12 protein-coding genes and 1 pseudogene are annotated in these 16,403 nt (G+C 68.3%); 6 read left to right on the top strand and 7 right to left on the bottom strand.

Going from position 1 to position 16,403, the window contains the following annotated elements; genetic code table 11:
• Nucleotides 1–230 precede the first annotated feature (230 nt).
• A complete protein-coding gene (locus DKT69_RS23395; RefSeq protein WP_109803650.1) occupies nucleotides 231–458 on the top strand; it encodes a hypothetical protein in 228 nt (75 codons plus the stop codon).
• 172 nt (nucleotides 459–630) lie between these two features.
• Here the strand turns inward: DKT69_RS23395 and DKT69_RS40665 are convergent, their stop codons facing one another.
• The 4 genes and pseudogenes from DKT69_RS40665 to DKT69_RS23380 form a co-directional block, all read right to left on the bottom strand.
• Nucleotides 631–759, bottom strand: coding sequence for a hypothetical protein (locus DKT69_RS40665; protein WP_255420225.1), 129 nt, complete (start codon nucleotides 757–759; stop codon nucleotides 631–633).
• Nucleotides 760–1,151: 392 nt separating this feature from the next.
• Entirely contained in the window at nucleotides 1,152–2,291 is a 1,140-nt protein-coding gene (locus DKT69_RS23390; RefSeq protein ID WP_161557937.1) for a pentapeptide repeat-containing protein, read from the bottom strand.
• A gap of 375 nt (nucleotides 2,292–2,666) precedes the next feature.
• Nucleotides 2,667–3,499: pseudogene (locus DKT69_RS23385) on the bottom strand (IS5 family transposase).
• A 202-nt stretch (nucleotides 3,500–3,701) separates the two neighbouring features.
• Nucleotides 3,702–4,442, bottom strand: coding sequence for a helix-turn-helix domain-containing protein (locus DKT69_RS23380; protein ID WP_161557936.1), 741 nt, complete (start codon nucleotides 4,440–4,442; stop codon nucleotides 3,702–3,704).
• A gap of 103 nt (nucleotides 4,443–4,545) precedes the next feature.
• On the opposite strand from DKT69_RS23380, the gene DKT69_RS23375 reads away from it, so the two are divergent.
• On the top strand, nucleotides 4,546–4,866 hold the full coding sequence (locus tag DKT69_RS23375) for a hypothetical protein (RefSeq protein ID WP_109803647.1): 321 nt from the start codon (nucleotides 4,546–4,548) through the stop codon (nucleotides 4,864–4,866).
• Between the two features lie 405 nt (nucleotides 4,867–5,271).
• Nucleotides 5,272–5,808: a phosphotriesterase family protein gene (locus tag DKT69_RS23370; RefSeq protein WP_109803676.1), complete on the top strand. Its 537-nt coding sequence runs from the start codon at nucleotides 5,272–5,274 to the stop codon at nucleotides 5,806–5,808.
• 131 nt (nucleotides 5,809–5,939) lie between these two features.
• Here DKT69_RS23370 and DKT69_RS23365 read toward each other — a convergent pair whose 3' ends face one another.
• Nucleotides 5,940–6,368, bottom strand: a complete 429-nt coding sequence (locus tag DKT69_RS23365) for a hypothetical protein (RefSeq protein WP_109803646.1) — start codon at nucleotides 6,366–6,368, stop codon at nucleotides 5,940–5,942.
• A 65-nt stretch (nucleotides 6,369–6,433) separates the two neighbouring features.
• Nucleotides 6,434–8,713: a PxKF domain-containing protein gene (locus DKT69_RS23360; RefSeq protein ID WP_236648182.1), complete on the bottom strand. Its 2,280-nt coding sequence runs from the start codon at nucleotides 8,711–8,713 to the stop codon at nucleotides 6,434–6,436.
• 658 nt (nucleotides 8,714–9,371) lie between these two features.
• On the opposite strand from DKT69_RS23360, the gene DKT69_RS23355 reads away from it, so the two are divergent.
• The gene (locus DKT69_RS23355; protein ID WP_109803644.1) at nucleotides 9,372–11,327 is read left to right on the top strand and encodes an elongation factor G; all 1,956 of its coding nucleotides are present in this window, start codon (nucleotides 9,372–9,374) and stop codon (nucleotides 11,325–11,327) included.
• A gap of 726 nt (nucleotides 11,328–12,053) precedes the next feature.
• On the opposite strand, the gene DKT69_RS40045 is transcribed toward DKT69_RS23355, so the two are convergent.
• On the bottom strand, nucleotides 12,054–12,533 hold the full coding sequence (locus tag DKT69_RS40045) for a helix-turn-helix domain-containing protein (protein WP_368666269.1): 480 nt from the start codon (nucleotides 12,531–12,533) through the stop codon (nucleotides 12,054–12,056).
• A 355-nt stretch (nucleotides 12,534–12,888) separates the two neighbouring features.
• Here DKT69_RS40045 and DKT69_RS23345 point away from each other — a divergent pair, with 355 nt between their 5' ends.
• Together DKT69_RS23345 and DKT69_RS23340 are read left to right on the top strand one after the other, a co-directional pair.
• Nucleotides 12,889–14,241 (top strand): MFS transporter, encoded by a 1,353-nt coding sequence (locus DKT69_RS23345; protein WP_109803643.1) that lies wholly within the window; start codon nucleotides 12,889–12,891, stop codon nucleotides 14,239–14,241.
• A 615-nt stretch (nucleotides 14,242–14,856) separates the two neighbouring features.
• Complete coding sequence (locus DKT69_RS23340; RefSeq protein WP_109803675.1) at nucleotides 14,857–15,765, top strand: septum formation family protein; 909 nt, start codon at nucleotides 14,857–14,859, stop codon at nucleotides 15,763–15,765.
• The last annotated feature ends 638 nt before the right edge of the window (nucleotides 15,766–16,403 follow it).

Here is a 16,403-nt window from a genome sequence, read left to right as displayed (position 1 = left end):
CGCGACGCTGGCCGCCGCTGCCATGCAGACCGCCGCGTGGAAGGACGGCGCGTCGACCAAGGGGCGAAGGTCTGGTTCCGCCATGCGCCACCCCGCCGCTTCGAGGTGCGGCCGCAGGCCGTCCCACGTCGCCGGCGTGAGGAGCGGACTGTGGATGAGGAGCATCGTCGGTTCGGCGAGCACAGCCCCATCCTGGTATATCCGGGAAATAATCCGGACCGCCTGGACAGGTGAGTGGTCCCCATCTGGTCCGCAACGGGTCGACGGACGACGGGGACACCAGCGAGACCGGGTCCTGCTATGTGAGCGTCAATCGCCTACGGCACGAGGCCGGCCTCTTCATGTATCCCGACATGTGGCACCTGTCCCGGCAGCAGGTCGACGCTTGGAACGATGGCAAGCTCGACGTCTTTGAAATGTCGATCGGCTGGGACCGCGACATGGGCGGACCTGCGTAACCCGGCCCTCCGTGCCCATTGCATGCCCAATGCGGTCAGCCAGCGGCGGGAAACTGCGGTCAACACGACGGATGCCCGACGCGTGGCTGCTATAGGATTACGGCATGAGCACCTATGCTGAGCATAGGTGCCGTAAATTTGTGGCCGAATCCCCCCTCGGACATCAGAAATCTCAACGGTGCGTGGCAAGATCTTCACTTGCCCGCACCGTTTGTGTTTCTGGGTCGTAGGTCAGGTTCAGCCCGAGGCTGCGGTAGACCTCCAGCTTGTGTTCCGGCTCGGCGTCCCGCAGGGCGCTCACGAGGTCGCCGAGTTCTTCGACGATCGCGATGATCTGCTCCCGGTTGAAGCGCGGAGGGGTGTCGGGGCTTTCTCTTCGACTGGCATGTGCTGGAGTTGTTTCAGCACGTTGGCGTTCGGCCCGGGTTTCGGCGATCCAGCCGGCGACTACGGCCGGGTCAGCGCCGGCCTCGAGTGCCCGCCCGGGTGCGGGCCAGTTTCGCGTCGCACTCAGCGACGGTAGGTCCTTCCGGCACCTGGGTCATTGCGTTCTCGGGTAACTGCTGGTCACGGCGGTGATCAAGTCGTGTGAGCGGCGGTTGGCTTGGCGGGTGGCGCGGGCGATGTTGGTCGCGCCGGTGGTGCGGTGGTGGCCGATCGCGGTGTTAAGACACGGCGGTACGGCCTCCGGGGTCAAGGGGTCACACCCCCACGCTCGCCGCCCTCATCCCGCCCCAGATCATCGAGGCTGTGGAGTATGGGTGGCCCGCTGAGCGGTGACAGCCCGAAGTTCGCCTTGTAGAAGGAGGGGACCCGAGCGAAGGTCGCGCCCTCAAACCAGGCATGACCGGTGCAGGCCGCCCGGTTGAATTCGACCATGTCTCCGAAGGAGACCTCTTTGAACCGGGCGTCGCCGCCGAAAGTCACGTCGCCGAAGAATGCCTCGTCGTTGAAGGTTGCCTTGTCGAATTCGACGTCCTGGGTGAAGGTCGCACCATCGAAGAACGCGGCGCCGTTGACGGTCATGCCGTTAAAATGAGCGCTGCTGGCGAAGGTCGCATCGGAGAAGGAGGCTGCGCCAGTGAAGATCGAGCCTTTAAACCACGCGAGGCCGTTGATGGTCGTTTCGTTGAACCCGGCAAGGCCGCTGAAAATCGTCTTCTGAAAGTCGGCCACGACAACGGACGCCGATAGCAGGTAAAAGTCGAAGAGTGCAGCTCGGGAGAGGTCGAGCCCCATGCCCGGCCAGAAGGGCTCGTCCGGAGAGGCTGGGAAGCCCTGCGCGTCCTTGCCGGAGATGCCCTGAGGTGCGCGGAGGTGGTCGGCAAGGAGACGTTGAGCTGTTAGCCGCACCTGCAGCTCCTGGCTCGCGTCCCGCTGCTGTGCAGGGGTAGCCGACGCAGGCAACTCCTCCGGGTGGCTGTACGGCATTCGCAGGTAGGCGCATAGCACGTTCACCACCGTCTGGCGGTGCTCAACGTTGGCTTGGGCGAGTTGCTCGAGGGAGTACAGGGCACCAAGCCGAACTGGGGCCTGCTCGTGGCCGAGCTGCTCGACCGCCTTGGTGTAGAGGCCGTTAACCTGCTCACCCTGGCGAAGCGCATAGGTGCGATCCTGCTCAACTTGGGTTTGTCTAAATGTGCGATAGGTGACCACCGCGCCGCCGGCGACAGCAAGACCGGCAAGGGCCTGCACCAGCGTTGTCCGCACGTCGTTCTTCGCCTTGAGCGCCTGCTCGGCTGTCAGGCCCTTCTGCGGGTGCTGCGTGAGCAGCCACGGACCCACCACGAGCGCGAACGCAAGTAGGAGCGCTGCGATGACCGCGCCGAGCACCCATAGCCACGAGCGAACAACCCGCCTCCGTCGCTCTGCCATTGTTCTCCCGGATCGGTGCGGCGTCAGTCCTATGTAGTTTGAGCATCGGTTGTCGGAGGAGTGCGCGATAGTCACAAGGACGACAGGCCTTCGCGATGAAGAGCTGGGGGTCAAGGCCTATATCGAGGGGGCGCTCCCAGGCGCCGATGTCAAGCAGCACGACCACTTGCTTAGCGACCCGCGCCGGTGCGAGGCAGTGTGCAACCGAGGCTGACTGGCATAGGCCGCAGCTAAGCGAGCACCGGCCGCCGATTGAGGCCGTCCAGGCTTCGTGACACGCCGGCGAGCCTCAGAGGGCGTCTGATTCACGTATTTTACTGGGTGATGCCGTCTTCAGGTGTCTCGCCAGGTTGTGGTGGTTTCGTGGGTGACGCGCCTGGCGAGGTCGTCGATCATCGCGAGTTGGATCATGCTGGCGGAGTTGTCGGGTAGGGCCTCGTCGTCACGGGCCAGGCGTCGGCGCAGCATGATCCAGCCGAGGGCGCGTTCGACGACCCATCGGCGTTTGACCACTGAGAACCCTTTGACGCGTGGATCTTTGGCGACGACTTCGACGTCGATGCCGAGCATGGCGCCGTGCTCGATGACCTTGTTCTTGAAGCCGGCGTCGACCCAGGTCTTGGCCAGGGTCGGGTAGGTGGTTTTGGCCTGGTCGAGAAGGTTGATGCCGATGGTGTTGTCGCTGGCGCTGGCGGCGGTGACGACGACCGCGAGGAGCAGACCGAGGGTGTCGGTGACGATGCCGTGTTTGCGTCCGACGATCTTCTTGCCGGCGTCGATACCCTGCGTGGCGATCGGTGCGTTGGTGGAGCTCTTCACGCTCTGGGTGTCGATCACGGCAGCCGACGGCTGTGGCCCGCGCCCGGCCTTCGCGCGAGCCAGGCCGGTGAGCTGGTAGTTGAGCTGGGTGAAGATGTCGTCGGTGGTCCAGGCGGTGAAGTAGCCGTAGACGGTCTGCCAGGGCGGGAAGTCGTGGGGCAGGTAGCGCCAGGCGATGCCGGTGCGGTTGACGTAGAGGATCGCGTTGAAGATCTCCCGCAGGTCATGGGTGGCGGTCCGCCCGCCGACGCCGGCGTCGGTGCGGGACTGGCGCCAATCAGCCGGGGCGCGATCAGCGCCCAGCGGGCGTCGGACAGGTCGGAAGGGTAAGCGGGTCGCTCCGTCATGCAGCCTGTTTACTGTGGACTGGGGTGTGGATCGCGCTGGGTCCGACGATTCCCGAATTTCTGAACCAGACAGGATCCACGGATCAAAGCAGGCATCTCCATCGGCATCAATCAGGCGGAACCGGCCCCAGCGGTGATCATTCGACGCTGCCGACGCCTCGCCGACCAGGCCCACGAAAACAGCAATACGTAGCGGGAGCGATCAAAACGCCCAGTAAGTGCCCTGATTCCCGAGCTCGTCGCGCAGCATGCTCTCGACCCGCCCCAGCAGCTCGTCGTCAGCTGAAGCGAGAAGACGTACTACCCTGCCGAACCTGGTGTCGTCAGCAGGTGCGGACGACCGGGGTTGCTCATCGCCTTCATGCTCGCCGGCATCCGCACGCGGCTCGCCGGTCGCGGCAACCTGCGGCAGCGCGACCGCGACCCGTCGCAGCGCCTCGCCCGCGTTGGCCGAGAAAGCTGCGCTCATCAGCTCAACCGCCTTGAGGCCCGGCGAGATGGCGTCGATGAAGGCCGCCCGATCGCTTGGCGACCACCTTCCAATGGCCTCCACTGCGGCTGCCTCAAAGGCTGCCTCCCGGTCGACATCGGTTCGCCGGTTCTGGCCTTTCATCTTTGCCTTGAAATCGAAGGCGACGTCACGCTCGGCCTCGGAGTCATAGATCAGCAGGTCGTAAGGACCGCTGTCCCTCCACTGGATTCGATGCTGCTCCGTCAAGCAGGCGAGCAGCGGGCGAGCCGTCGCAACCGACGGCGCCTGGGCGCCACGCTCGATCCCGCGGACGAACGACACGTGCACGTCTGCCCGGGTGGCGAGTTCTTGCGGGCTGAGGCCGCTGCGTTCACGCATAGACTTCAGCAAAGCGCCGAAGCGGCGGTTGCCAGGAGTGCCTGCCGAAACCTGCAACGGGCCCTCATAGTCAGCGTTTTCGTCATCACGCACGAGACAAGAATACAGGATCATCTTGCGCTGCCCACTGGTGCCGTGCCAAGCTTACGCAACACACGATCCTCTACTCCTCTACCGCCAACTGAGAGGCTCCATCATGTCCAAGGCGCTCCTCTACCTCGTCGGCGCCAGCGCCACCGGCGCGACCACGCTATTCCTCTACCAGCGCTGGCAGCAGAACGCCGCCGCCGAAACTCTGATTCGAGACGCCGAACTGGAAGCCCAGGTCCAGCAGAGTCAGATCTACCTGGCCGCACAGCGCGAGGAGGCACGCTCTGCCGGAGTTGATCCGGACTTGGTCGCCCAGCGCTATCACGACAAGCGTGAGGCGTTCTCCCGTTCGGCGAGGCCGCAGCTTGGCGATGAGTACGGTCCCTGTCAGCCGCTCAGCCGTTGCTGGTCTTATAGCCGAGATTAGGGGAGCGGATTGGGAGCAACTGGACGCACCGAACGGCGTTGGACAGCCTCCAACGGCACCGAACGGCACCATCCTGCACCCAACACGACCTGCTGGTTCTCGTTTTCGCAGGGCAGAGTCGGTGCAGCGTCCTGCTTCACACCGGAGTGCTCAGCTATTTTCGCAGCAGTCGAGGGTGCTCTATGTTGCCTGGCAGGGGAGTACGCGCAGGTCACGGCGGTAACGAGCTGCTGGATGGCCTGGCCTTGCACTTGGGAGCAGATTGGGGGCAGGTTGGCGAAGTGGTCACCGCGTTCGAAGTGCTCACCGACGCGGGATAGGGACGAGGGCTTTGACCTGCGGTGATGCGGGCGAGCGGCCTGGTGTGACCTCCCAGAGAATATCGAAGAGGTCACCGTGACCGGCATGGACTGGTGGTGGCGAGCCCTGATCGGCGTCGGCGTCGCGCTCCTGTTCACCTGGATCGCGCTGCTGATCGCCCTGCTCGTGGCGAAACCTGGCACGGCGCAGATCAAGGAGGCGCTGCGGCTGCTGCCCGACCTGCTGCGGCTGTTGCGCCGCCTCGCCGCTGACAACACCCTGCCCCGTGGCGTACGGATCCGGCTCGGTCTGCTGCTCGCTTATCTGGCCGTCCCGTTCGACCTGATCCCGGACTTCATTCCCGTGCTCGGCTACGCCGACGACTTCGAGGCCCGGGCGGACACCCTGGTGGAGATGTGCCGGCGAGGCTACGCCGAGAGGATGGTGCTGTCCCAGGACGACTCCTGCTACATCGACTGGATCGATCCGGCGGTCATGCCGTTCCTGGCGCAGTGGCACTACCTGCACATCGGCGCCGAAGTGCTGCTGTACGTCCGCGAACGCGGCGTGCCCGAGGCGCAGATCGAGACGATGCTCGTGGACAACCCGCGCCGCGTCCTGGCCGGTGCCGCGGCGGCCTGACGGGGGACCGACCACCGCCGGTGACGGCTCCGGGCGCGTCCACGGGCAGGACGTCGGCGACGAGCCGGTGAGCGGAGCGGCGACGGGTGAACGGCGGGCCCGGACACGGCGCCGGCGTCGCCGTCGTCGGGTCAGCCGGTCGTGACGGGCCGGCTCTCGGTGATCGCGCTGGCGAGGCCGGACGTGCTCACGGCTCGTACGCCGTACACGCGGCTGCCGCTGCCCGGGTTGCGGTCGACGCAGCTGCGACGGGTCGGTGGCGTCTGCCCGATCGGCGCCCACCGACCGTCCGGGCTGCGTCGCAGACACTGGTAGTACGCCAGGTCCTCACCCGTGGACGACCAGGTCAGGCGCACGGTCCCGGTGTCGGGGAAGGCTGTCAGCAGGGCCGGCGCGACGGGCGCGATCCGGGCCGCCTCCTGCGACGTGATCCCCGCCGGGCCCGAGGAGGGCGACGGCGGCGAGGGCGATTCCGGGCCGGTGTCCGGTGGCGTGCCGGTCGACGCGCACGCCGCCGCGGTGAGAACCACGGCGGCGGCCAGGAGCGGTGCGCGGATCATGGTCGGCTGCCTCTCCGGTGTCCTCGGCAGGGGCCCCACGGGACCCCTGCCGAGGACGGGTCGGTCTACTTGAACCTGAAACCGGCGGAGCGCTGGGTGCCGTCGTTGAACGTCACGGTCAGCTGGCGGCACGTTCCCGCCCACGACTTCGCCGTCTTCCACACGTAGGTGTACCGGTCGGTGACCGGGTCGTAGGAGAGTGTGGCATCCCCCGGGCCGGCGGTCTGCTCGATGTCGTCGACGGGGGCGCCGGAGTCACAGGTCACCTGCTGGGATGCGGGTGAGCCGGCGGCGAAGACGTCGAGGCCCTGGTCGCCGCCGAGACTGAACTTGACCGGGATGGCGCTGCCCGCCTTCGCCACGTTCAGGGTGGGCGGGCTGTCGACGGGGGAGAAGAAGCCGGTGAAGGCGTACCGCGACGCCGGCGGGCTCTTCTGCTCCTCCTCCGGCGTCATGGTCTCGTTGTTCTCGGTGGTCATGGGCAGGTCGGGGGTGACGCCCGCGAGACCGATGGCGCCGCCCTTCAGCTTCAGGTTCGACCAGTCGTTGAAGCCGTTGAGCGTGCCGTTGGCGCCGTCGTGGTTGACGTCGAACACCACGCCGGTCTCGGTGGAGTTGCCGTTGCAGTTCCAGTCGATGGCGCCGCCGGCGTTGTTGACCGCGACGTACGCCCCCGGTGCGGGCGTGGGGCACCAGTGCCGGGTGCCGTAGCCTGCCGCGCCGATCCCCGCCGGCTCGCTCAGGCTGTTCTCGTTGAGGCTGCCCAGCGCGGAGCGGGAGTAGTCGAGCGTGCCGGCGGCCCCGCCCTTGATGACGCCGCTCATCTGGAAGCCGTAGCTCATGATGCTGAGGTAGTTCGGCTTGTAGTTGGTGTCGTCCCCACCGCCGTGGCGCAGCGAGAGGTTGTGCCCCAACTCGTGCATCAGGGTGCCGGCCTGCTCACTGTCGCTGCCGGTTCCGCCGGTGAACGAGCCGAGGCTCACGATCAGGTCGGAGGCGCCGATGCCTCGGGAGATGCCCGACGAGGTGGTCGAGTCGTAGTTGTGGGCCGCGATCACGTAGTGGAAGATCGGCGTACGCCCGGTCGGCGTGAAGTTGGCATCCTTGAGCGCCTGGAACGCGCTCCAGTCGTAGCCGCCCGCGCCGGAGGTGCCCAGGTTGGCGACGTACGCGAGCTGGTTGGCCTTGCTCCGCGACCCCCAGGTCGTGTTTGTCGCGTAGTTCATGATGCTCGACGAGCCCTCGTCGATGTGCAGGTTGATGCCCACCGACCCGGTCGGGCTGACGTACGGCGACGCGGCGAACGCGTCGACGACCCGCTTCAGCGCGGCGGCGCTCAGCTTCTGGTTGTGCGTGGCGTCGGCCATCCAGTCGATCTGCACGAAGATGTCCGGCTTGTTCTTGTCCGCCCCCATTGCCGGCAGGTCGGTGAACTGCGGCGCGATCGGGCCGGCGCCGTCGGGGTCGATGGTGACCCCGCCCGTCTCCCACTCGTCGAGCAGGCCGTCACCGTCGCTGTCGACCCCGCCGCCGGTGGCGCAGGAGCCGGGCGGGATCTCGAAGGCGATCGCCCGGCGCGGCTCGTAGGCCTCCACCGACCACATCACCGTCTTCGGCGAGAACGTGACGCTGTCGCATTCCAGGTCCTCGTCGCGTACGCCGCCGGCCCCGGTCGCGAAGTCGAAGGCGGGCGCGTGGGTGCTGCGGTTCACCACCCAGACATGGTTGCAGCCGTCGGAGCCCTGGAACAGCAGCTGGCCGCCGATGGCGAGCCCGCTGTTGTAGCAACCGCTGCCGGACCAGGCGAAGCTGCCCAGGCCGGCGCCGGCCGCGGAGTAGTGGTAGATGGTCGTGGACGTGTCGGGGCTGATGAGAAGGCTGTCGTCCTGCGCGTCGTAGGCCAGCCCGTCGTCGATCTCGTCGACGGCGCCGGCGTCCGGCGCGTTGAAGACCACCGTGCCGGTGCCGGTCGCCGGGTCGACCAGCCGCACGTCGCCGTCGGTGCCTGCGCCGCCCCAGCCGGCCCAGATCTTCTTGCGGTTGCCGTCCCAGGCCAGCGCGCCCAGGCCGCCCGCGACGGTGTACGAGGCGAGCACCGCGCCGGTGATCGGATCCGCCTTGACCAGGTCGGGACTCGACCGGTAGCAGCTGTACCAGAGGTTCTTGCCGTCGAACGCGATGCCGACGCCGATGCCACTGGAGCACGACTGGGCGAAGTTGGTCTGCTGGACCAGGTCGCCGTTGGCGGCGAGCGCCGGTGACGGCCGGGCCGCCACCCCCACGGCGAGCACCACGATGGCGGCCACCGTTGCCGGAAGCCATCGACGCCGGACTCTTCGGTGCATGTCAGCCCCTTTTCTGCGGTGAGCGGTTCGGCGACCGTTGACGTCGCCGGGGATCACCCTTCGGCGTGGGGTGGTGACCGAGAATCACTGAGACCGTGATCCGACACCGGAACAGGCCGAACGTCAGGGGCGCACCCTCCGCCCGTCACCGTCGTCCCCCCGACCTAGCGGTGCGGGCACCCGGCCGTCGTCGGACACCGCCCGCGAGCCTGTTGCGCAGGGGGTGGCCGACGAGGGCCGGGTGGTCGCACGGTCAGGCGTCGGGACCGGCGCGGGGCGTCGACATCGGTCGGCTCACCGTCGGCACCGCGGGCTGGCGGCCTTGTCGTCGAGGATGCGGCCCCACTGGCCGCGCCATATCAGCGCACTGTTCCCGCTGCCTCGCCGGGCAGGGCGGCCCGGCTTGAGGCGCTGCCGCCGTCACCCTGTCGGCACCGGCTCACTGGCTAGCCGTGTATTCACAGGGTTCACGATCAGTGCAGCCGCGCCACTGTCGGCGCCGAATTCGGTGGCGGCGGTCCCAGCGGCCATGGAAGCCTGGAGCTTGCCGCCGCTCGGTTCGCGCGGTGAGGCGCCCGGCCACCACGATGACGAGGAGTGACAATGCGAGCAGCTTCCACGCTTCGGACCCTTGACCGTCCTACCGTGGAGTGCCGCGTTGGCCTTGTTGAACCTCGGAATCGTCGCCCATGTTGATGCGGGAAAGACCAGCCTGACCGAACGCCTGCTCTACGAGGCGGGCGCCGTGTCCGAGCTGGGAAGCGTTGACGCCGGCACGACGCGTACGGACTCGATGGAACTCGAGCGCCGGCGCGGCATCACCATCCGGGCGGCTGTCACCTCCATCGCGATCGGTGACCTGAGCATCAACCTGCTCGACACCCCCGGGCACCCTGACTTCATCGCCGAGGTCGAGCGGTCGCTGGCCGTGCTGGACGCGGCCGTGCTCGTGGTGTCGAGCGTGGAGGGCGTCCAGCCGCAGACGGTCGCCATCTGGCGTGCGCTGCGCCGCATCGGCGCGCCGACGGTGGTCTTCCTCAACAAGGTGGACCGTCGCGGTGCCGATGTCGACCGGGTGCTGGCCCAGGTACGGCAGCGGCTCGGGGCGCGTCCGGTCATGCTCACCAGGGTGGCCGGCCAGGGCGGGCGTGACGCCCGGGTGCGGGCCGTGGGCCTTGACGCCGAGCCGGTGGTGGAGGCGGTGGCGGAGGTCGACGACGCGGTGGCGGCGCGGTGGCTGACCGATGAGTCGGTGCGTGGCCGGGATGTCCGGCGTGCGATCCGGCATGCGGTACGCCGCGTCGAGTTGACGCCGGTGGCGTGTGGCTCGGCGATCACCGGAGCGGGGGTGCGGCAGCTGTGCCGTCTCCTCGCCGACCTGCTGCCGCCGGGGGAGGAGCGGGACGGTCCGCTGGCGGGTACGGTGTTCGCCGTCGATCGGGACGGGCACGGCCGGCGGGCCTGGCTGCGCGTGTGGTCCGGGCACCTGCGCGTCCGGGACCGGGTGGAGGTCGCCGGAGGGCGCCCTCAGGCGGTGACCCAGATCGCCGTCTGCGAGCCCGCCGGTGTTGTGGTGCGCCCGCAGGTGTCCGCGGGGCAGATCGCCGCGGTGCGCGGTGTGTCGGCCCGCATCGGTCAGCACATCGGGGACCCGCCGCGTCGGCAGGGCTACCGGTTCCCGCCGCCGACCAGCCAGGCGATCGTCGAGCCCGTCGAACCGGGCCAGCGGCTGGCGATGTTCGCCGGCCTGGCCGAGCTGGCCGACGAGGACCCCCTGGTGGACCTGCGCCTGGACGAGCAGCAGGGGGAGGCGGTGATCCGCCTGCACGGCGAGGTCCAGAAGGAGGTGCTCGCTGCTCTCCTGCAGGACCGCTACGGCGTTCGGGTGCGGTTCTCCGGGACGTTGACGGCCTGCATCGAACGGGTCGCCGGCACGGGAGCCGCGGAGGAGCGGGCGCAGGAGCGTGGTAACCCGTATCTGGCCGGCCTGGGGTTGCGGGTCGAGCCGGCCCCGGTCGGGCACGGTATCGAGTTCCGCCCGGGTGTCGAACCGGGTCGGCTGCCGCCGGCGTTCGTCGCGGCCACCGAGGAGGGCGTGCGGGCCGCGCTGCGGCAGGGCCGGCACGGCTGGCCGGTCACCGACTGTGTGGTGACCATGACGGCGTCGCGGTACTGGCCTCGGCAGAGCAGGCCGCACCAGAAATTCGACAAGTCCATCTCGTCCGTGGCGGCGGACTTCCGCAATCTCGCCCCGGTCGTGGTCGCGGCCGCGCTACGGCAGGCCGGCACCCGGCTGTGCCAACCGATCGAACGGTTCGAGGTCAACCTGCCGCAGCAGACGGTGGAGGCGGTGCTGGCGTTGCTCGGACGGTGGGGCGGGGTGGTGGAGGACACCGCCCTCGCCGGCGGGTACCTCGAGGTGAGCGGCACCGTGCCCTCCTCCCGGGTGCCGCAGATCGTCGCCGCTCTTCCCGACCTCACCGGTGGTGAGGCTGTCCTGACCACCACCTTCGACCACTACGCTCCCCACACCGGTGAGGACCCGCCGACGCTGCACCGGCGCGGACCCGACCCGGGCGACCGGGAGGCGTGGTTCCGTGCCGTACCACGGTAGGCCGATCGGAACGGCGTGGTGGGTGGTGGGCCGGGTGCGACGTGGCCGAGGAACGGCAGGGCCGAGCCGCGGTCGGCCGGGTCCGGGCGAGGAGGTGGGTGCGCGTTCGCGCGTCGGCGTTGAGCCGGTGTACCGATGGACGGCGAGGGGCCGGACAAGGAGGGCAGGTGAAGCGCGGCGAGCTCTGGTGGACTCAGCTCGACGAGAGGCGGCCGCCAGATGATGTAGCGGCGGATCATGCTGCCCTGCTGCCGGTGGCTGGCGTGGTCGGTGCCATCGAGGGTGAAGTCGCGCAGGGCGGTGAATTGGGCCTCGATGCGGTTGAGCCAGGAGCTGTTGGTGGGTGTGGAGGCGAACTCGACGTTGTTGGCCGCGGCCCAGTGGCCGACGAGGGTGTCTTTCTTCGTGCTCAGGTGTGGGGAGTAGTTGTCGAGCACGATCCTGGGCAAGGACCAGCTCTATGGCCACATCCCGTGCGGTCGGGTGTAGGTCGCCCGCCGGCGCGGGGCCTGGGCTCACGGTCGGGGTCCTTGTGTCGTCCACCGCGCTCGGCCCACCGCCGCCCGGGATGAGGTTGAAGATTCAACGGGCCGAACTCGTCCAGGCAGAACACGACCTCGGGCTCGCCGTCCTCGGGTATGACCTCGCCGTCAGCGATCGCGTAGAGGTGCTCGACCCGGGCCTTCTTGGTGGCGTAGTCCGGGTCGCGGGAGGTCTTCCAGGTCTTCACCCGTTGAAATGACACGCCCTCCTCGCGGAGCAGGACCCGCAGGCCCTCGTGGCTGATGTCGTCGACCACCCCCTCAGCGACCAGGAAGTCGGCCAGATTCGCCAGGCTCCAGGTCGAGAACGGCAGCCCGTGTTCGGCCGGCTTGGACTTGGTGATCTTCTTGATCTCATGCCGCTCAGGCAGGGTGAACGTTCTCGGCCGGCCGCCTTGTACTTGGGGTAGAGCGACTCGAAGCCGTCGTCGTTGAAGTTGTGGATCACGTCCCGGACCCGATCCGCGCTGGTGAACGTCACCTCGGCGATCTTCCCCACCGACATGCCCTGCGCGGACAGCAGCACCATCTGCGCTCGCCGCCAGGTCACCACCGAACCAGTACCTCTACGAATGATCCGCCGCAGCCGCTGCCCCTCGTCGTCATCGATCTCCCGCTCCCGTTCTCGTTCTGCCACCCCGACAGCCTGGCCACACCGCACCATCCGGACCAGCACCCGCACGGCGCGTCGTCACGGGGCAAACGTTCCCTGATGCGGCACTAGCTGGCCCCGGCACGGCCTTCCACTGGCTTGCGGATCGACGCCGGACTGGGCCGCTCAGTTGAGCCCGGTGGGAGCGTGCGTGGCGCTACCAGGGCGACTTTGGGTTCGAGCCCCACGAGCTTGTGGTGATCATCGCGCCAGAGGAGCACCACGTGAGGCGCCGGGACCAGATCGATGGTTTGCAAGTCTGATGGCCTCCTTCGGTTTCTCGAATCGCTTCGTTGCGGAAGCGGACCGCTCGTCGGGGCATGTAAATGGCGCGACAACTGTCGTACCGCCCCCAGAGAATCCCGAGGTGACGCTCTCAGCCCTCCTTAGCCGTGCCCGCCCACCGTCGCCGCTGGCTGGCCGCCTCTCCCTGCAGTCGCTGCTCTTCGCGCTCGGCCAAGGCACGTTCATGACCGGATCCGCGGTGTTCTTCACCAAGATCGTCGGGCTGTCCGCTGCTGAGGTCGGTCTCGGCCTGACGTTCGCCGGCATCGCCGCCTTCCTTGCCGCCGTACCAATGGGCAAGCTGGTCGACCGCTACGGGCCGAAGAAGATGTGGGCGGTCAGCGCCGCCGGGCAGGCGGCGATGTTCGCCGTCTGGCCGTTCATCACTGATTTCGAGGGCTACGTCACCATGGCCGTCTGCATGGAGGTGATCGGTGCGCTCGGCGGCGCCGCGTTCGGGGCATACACGATCGATGTGCTGCCACCAGACGAGCGGGTGAAGTCACGCGCCTACATGTACTCCGCGCTCAACCTCGGCTTCACCCTCGGCTCCGTCATGGGTGGAATCGCGCTCGCATTCCACTCCAACGAAGTGCTGCACGCACTGCCCTGGTTCACCGCCGCGGTCTTCCTGGTCAACGCGGCCGCGGTCACGCGGCTGCCGCGCGCTTCGCACGATGAACGCAGCCCAGAGGACCGCAAGGTGCGCATACCCGGGCCGGGTCCGCTGCGTAACCCCGGTTGGCTGCTCACCACGTTCTTCGGTGGGGTGTTCTGGACGAACCAGGTGTTGCTGAACGTCGTCATTCCGCTCTGGCTGGTCGAGCAGACCGACGCTCCGCGGGTGGTGCTGGCTTTCCTGTTCGCCACGAACACGGTGATGTGCATTTTCCTGCCGATGGCCACCTCCCGCGGCGTCAGGGACTTGCCGACCGCGCTCAAGGCGATTCGGCTGTCCTCAACCTTCTTCGTCCTCTCCTGCCTGATCACGCTCGCGACGCACGACACCGTCGGCTGGGTGACGATCTTTCTGGTCTGGGTGGGCCACGTCACTGTGACGGGCGCTGAGCTCTACCTCTCGGCGGCGAGCTGGTCCTTCGAAGCCGAGCTGATGGACCCGCGCCAGCGCGGCGCCTACCAGGGCGCGGCCGAGCTGAGCGGCACACTGGGCAAGGTTTGGGCGCCGGCGGTGTACACGTTCCTCGCGTTGAACTGGGGCGCTGCCGGCTGGCTGGTGATCGCCGGCATCATCCTGGTGGCCACGATCGCCATCCATCCGTCGACTCGGCTGGCTCGACGATTCCTCGAGCGGCACGTCCCCGCAGAAGTGCTGGCCGAGGCCCGAGCCTCCAGCAGCGATGCCGAGGAAGGGACTGGTACACCGTCGCTCCGCCAGGCCGACGTGTCGCTGCCGGAGTCAGCGGGTAGCCGCTAGGCACCACACCCGCAAAGTGACGGTTCACCTGTGCTCGGGCTTCGCGGCGTAGCCCGGCGCGGAAGACCAGGACTACCAGCCGCTGTGGTCCGCCGAGATCCTGGAAGAGGTCCGGCACAACTTGCCGCAATCGGTCAGCGCGACGGGGGAGGATCGGCGGATCAGGGCGATGCGTACGTTCCTCCCGGAGGCGCAGGTCGCTGGCTATCCGGACCTCGTGTACCAGGTGACCAGCCACCTCAAGGAACGGCACGTGCTGGCAGCAGCAGTCGCCATCGGTCACGCTGAGGGACAAGACGCTCGTGCTGCACCTTGGAAAACGCGGCGAAGTAGAGCGTTAGGTGCCGGGGACGCCACGGCCGCCCCGCCGGGGATCGGGAAGCACGTGGGGAGCAGCCAGGTAAGTGGCTGCAGCGTCTTGCGCGGGGCGGGAGTGGTCAGCATGCGGTGTGACGAAAGACCGGGACCGCCCCCTGAGCCGTTCGCCGTCGGGGTCGTCACGGGCCGCCCGCGCCCTCTCAGCGCCTGGCCTCCGCCGGATGTCGCACGACGGACGGGGACCCTGGCGATGCCTCCGGGTGGCATATGCTGCGCCGGCACGACGGGGAGGGTGACATGCGACGGTGGCGGGTACGGGTGGCGGTGGCCGCCCTGGCCGGGACGGTGACGGCGATGGCGGGGTGCGGGGCGCCGGCCGGGTTGGACGGCGACCTGACCGACGACTGGCGGCCCGCCGCGGCGGCCGTGCAGTTCACCCCGAAGGTGGGCGACTGCCACGTGATCGCCGGCGCGTCGAGTTACCTGACCAGCTACCAGCCGGTCGACTGCACGCGGCAGCACCTGCTGGAGACCTTCTACCTGGGCACGTTCACCGGCGCGGTAGCCGAACGGGAAACCCCGCCGCCGGTGGGTTCGGCGGTGCTGCGACCGGCGTTTGCCGAATGCGACGCGAAGGCGACCGCGTTTGTCGGTGGCGACTGGCGGGGCGCTCGCTTGACGGTGCAGGTCGCGCCCCCGTCTCCGGGCGGGTGGCAGGGTGGCAGTCGCTGGTTCCGGTGCGACATTTTTGAGCTGGACACGGCCGACGGCGGCTCGGCGCAACGGCATCCGGACGACCACCCGGTGCAGCACACCGGCAGCCTGCGGGACGCGCTGAGGGGCCCGTCGCCGCTGGCCTTCGGGTGCTTGAACGAGGACCGGTACGGCGCCTTCGAGCAGACCGGCTGCGCCCGGCCGCACACGTTCGAGTACGTCGGCTCGTGGACGGCGCCCGACACCTCGTACGCGGACGCGGGCCGCGACGAGGACGGCGTGCACGCGAAGTGCCGGGCCCTCGTGGCCCGGTACGCGAAGGTCCCGGTCGACGGCGTGCTGCGCTACCGGACGGGCACCTCGTACCTGGTGCCGGCCGCGGAGGCGTGGGCGCGCGGTGACCGGGGGATCCGCTGTTTCTACTGGTCGGGGGGTCCGAAGGTGGCCCACTCGATCAAGGGCGGTGGCACGAAGGCGCTGCCAGTCCGCTGAACGCGGTGCGCTGGCGGAGGCAGGCGGGGCAAGCGGGTGAGCCGGGCCGGTCTGGCCGTCCACCGTCGACCGGTGGCCCCATCATCGCGCTCGGTCGCAGCGGCCTGCCGTCCGGCGTGGGGGTGTTTCGCGCTCGAATCCTCGGCGCCCGCACCTGAGCCTGCACGGACCCCTTGCCGCAGATGCTTTCTTAGCTGGGGCCATAGCAGCGCGTCGGCCGTGTGGTCAGCCGGCTCGAACAGACGCTGGATTGCCTGCTGAAGACCAAAAGTCTCGCTGGCCAACCTGAAAACCTCGTCCTCCGACCGACACCGCTCAAGACGGTTCTGCTGTATCGACATCAGGCTGTGGGAGTGGTGGTCGCGCCGTGTCACCCGGGAGCTGAGACTCGAATCCCAGGGTCAACCACCTGACCAGGCCTTCCTGCTCGTTGAACTCTTCGGGGGACCCGAAGGCGTCAGCACCGACACCTCCGCTCAACAGGCCGGCGCCCCATCCACTCATGCCGAGGTGAGGTGCGACACGAGGTCGCACGTGTGGAGTGAGTACGTCGATTGGAGGTCGGGTGTAGATGCCCGAGACGTAGCTCCCGGTCAGTGTCCGAGACCGGTCCCCGCCCTGACGTGCGTGGCGAGTAA

The sequence above is a fragment of the Micromonospora sicca genome (assembly GCF_003172935.1).
GTDB lineage: Bacteria > Actinomycetota > Actinomycetes > Mycobacteriales > Micromonosporaceae > Micromonospora > Micromonospora sicca.
The sequence above is the reverse complement of the archived record's forward strand: the minus strand, read 5'-3'. Positions and strand labels throughout refer to the sequence as shown.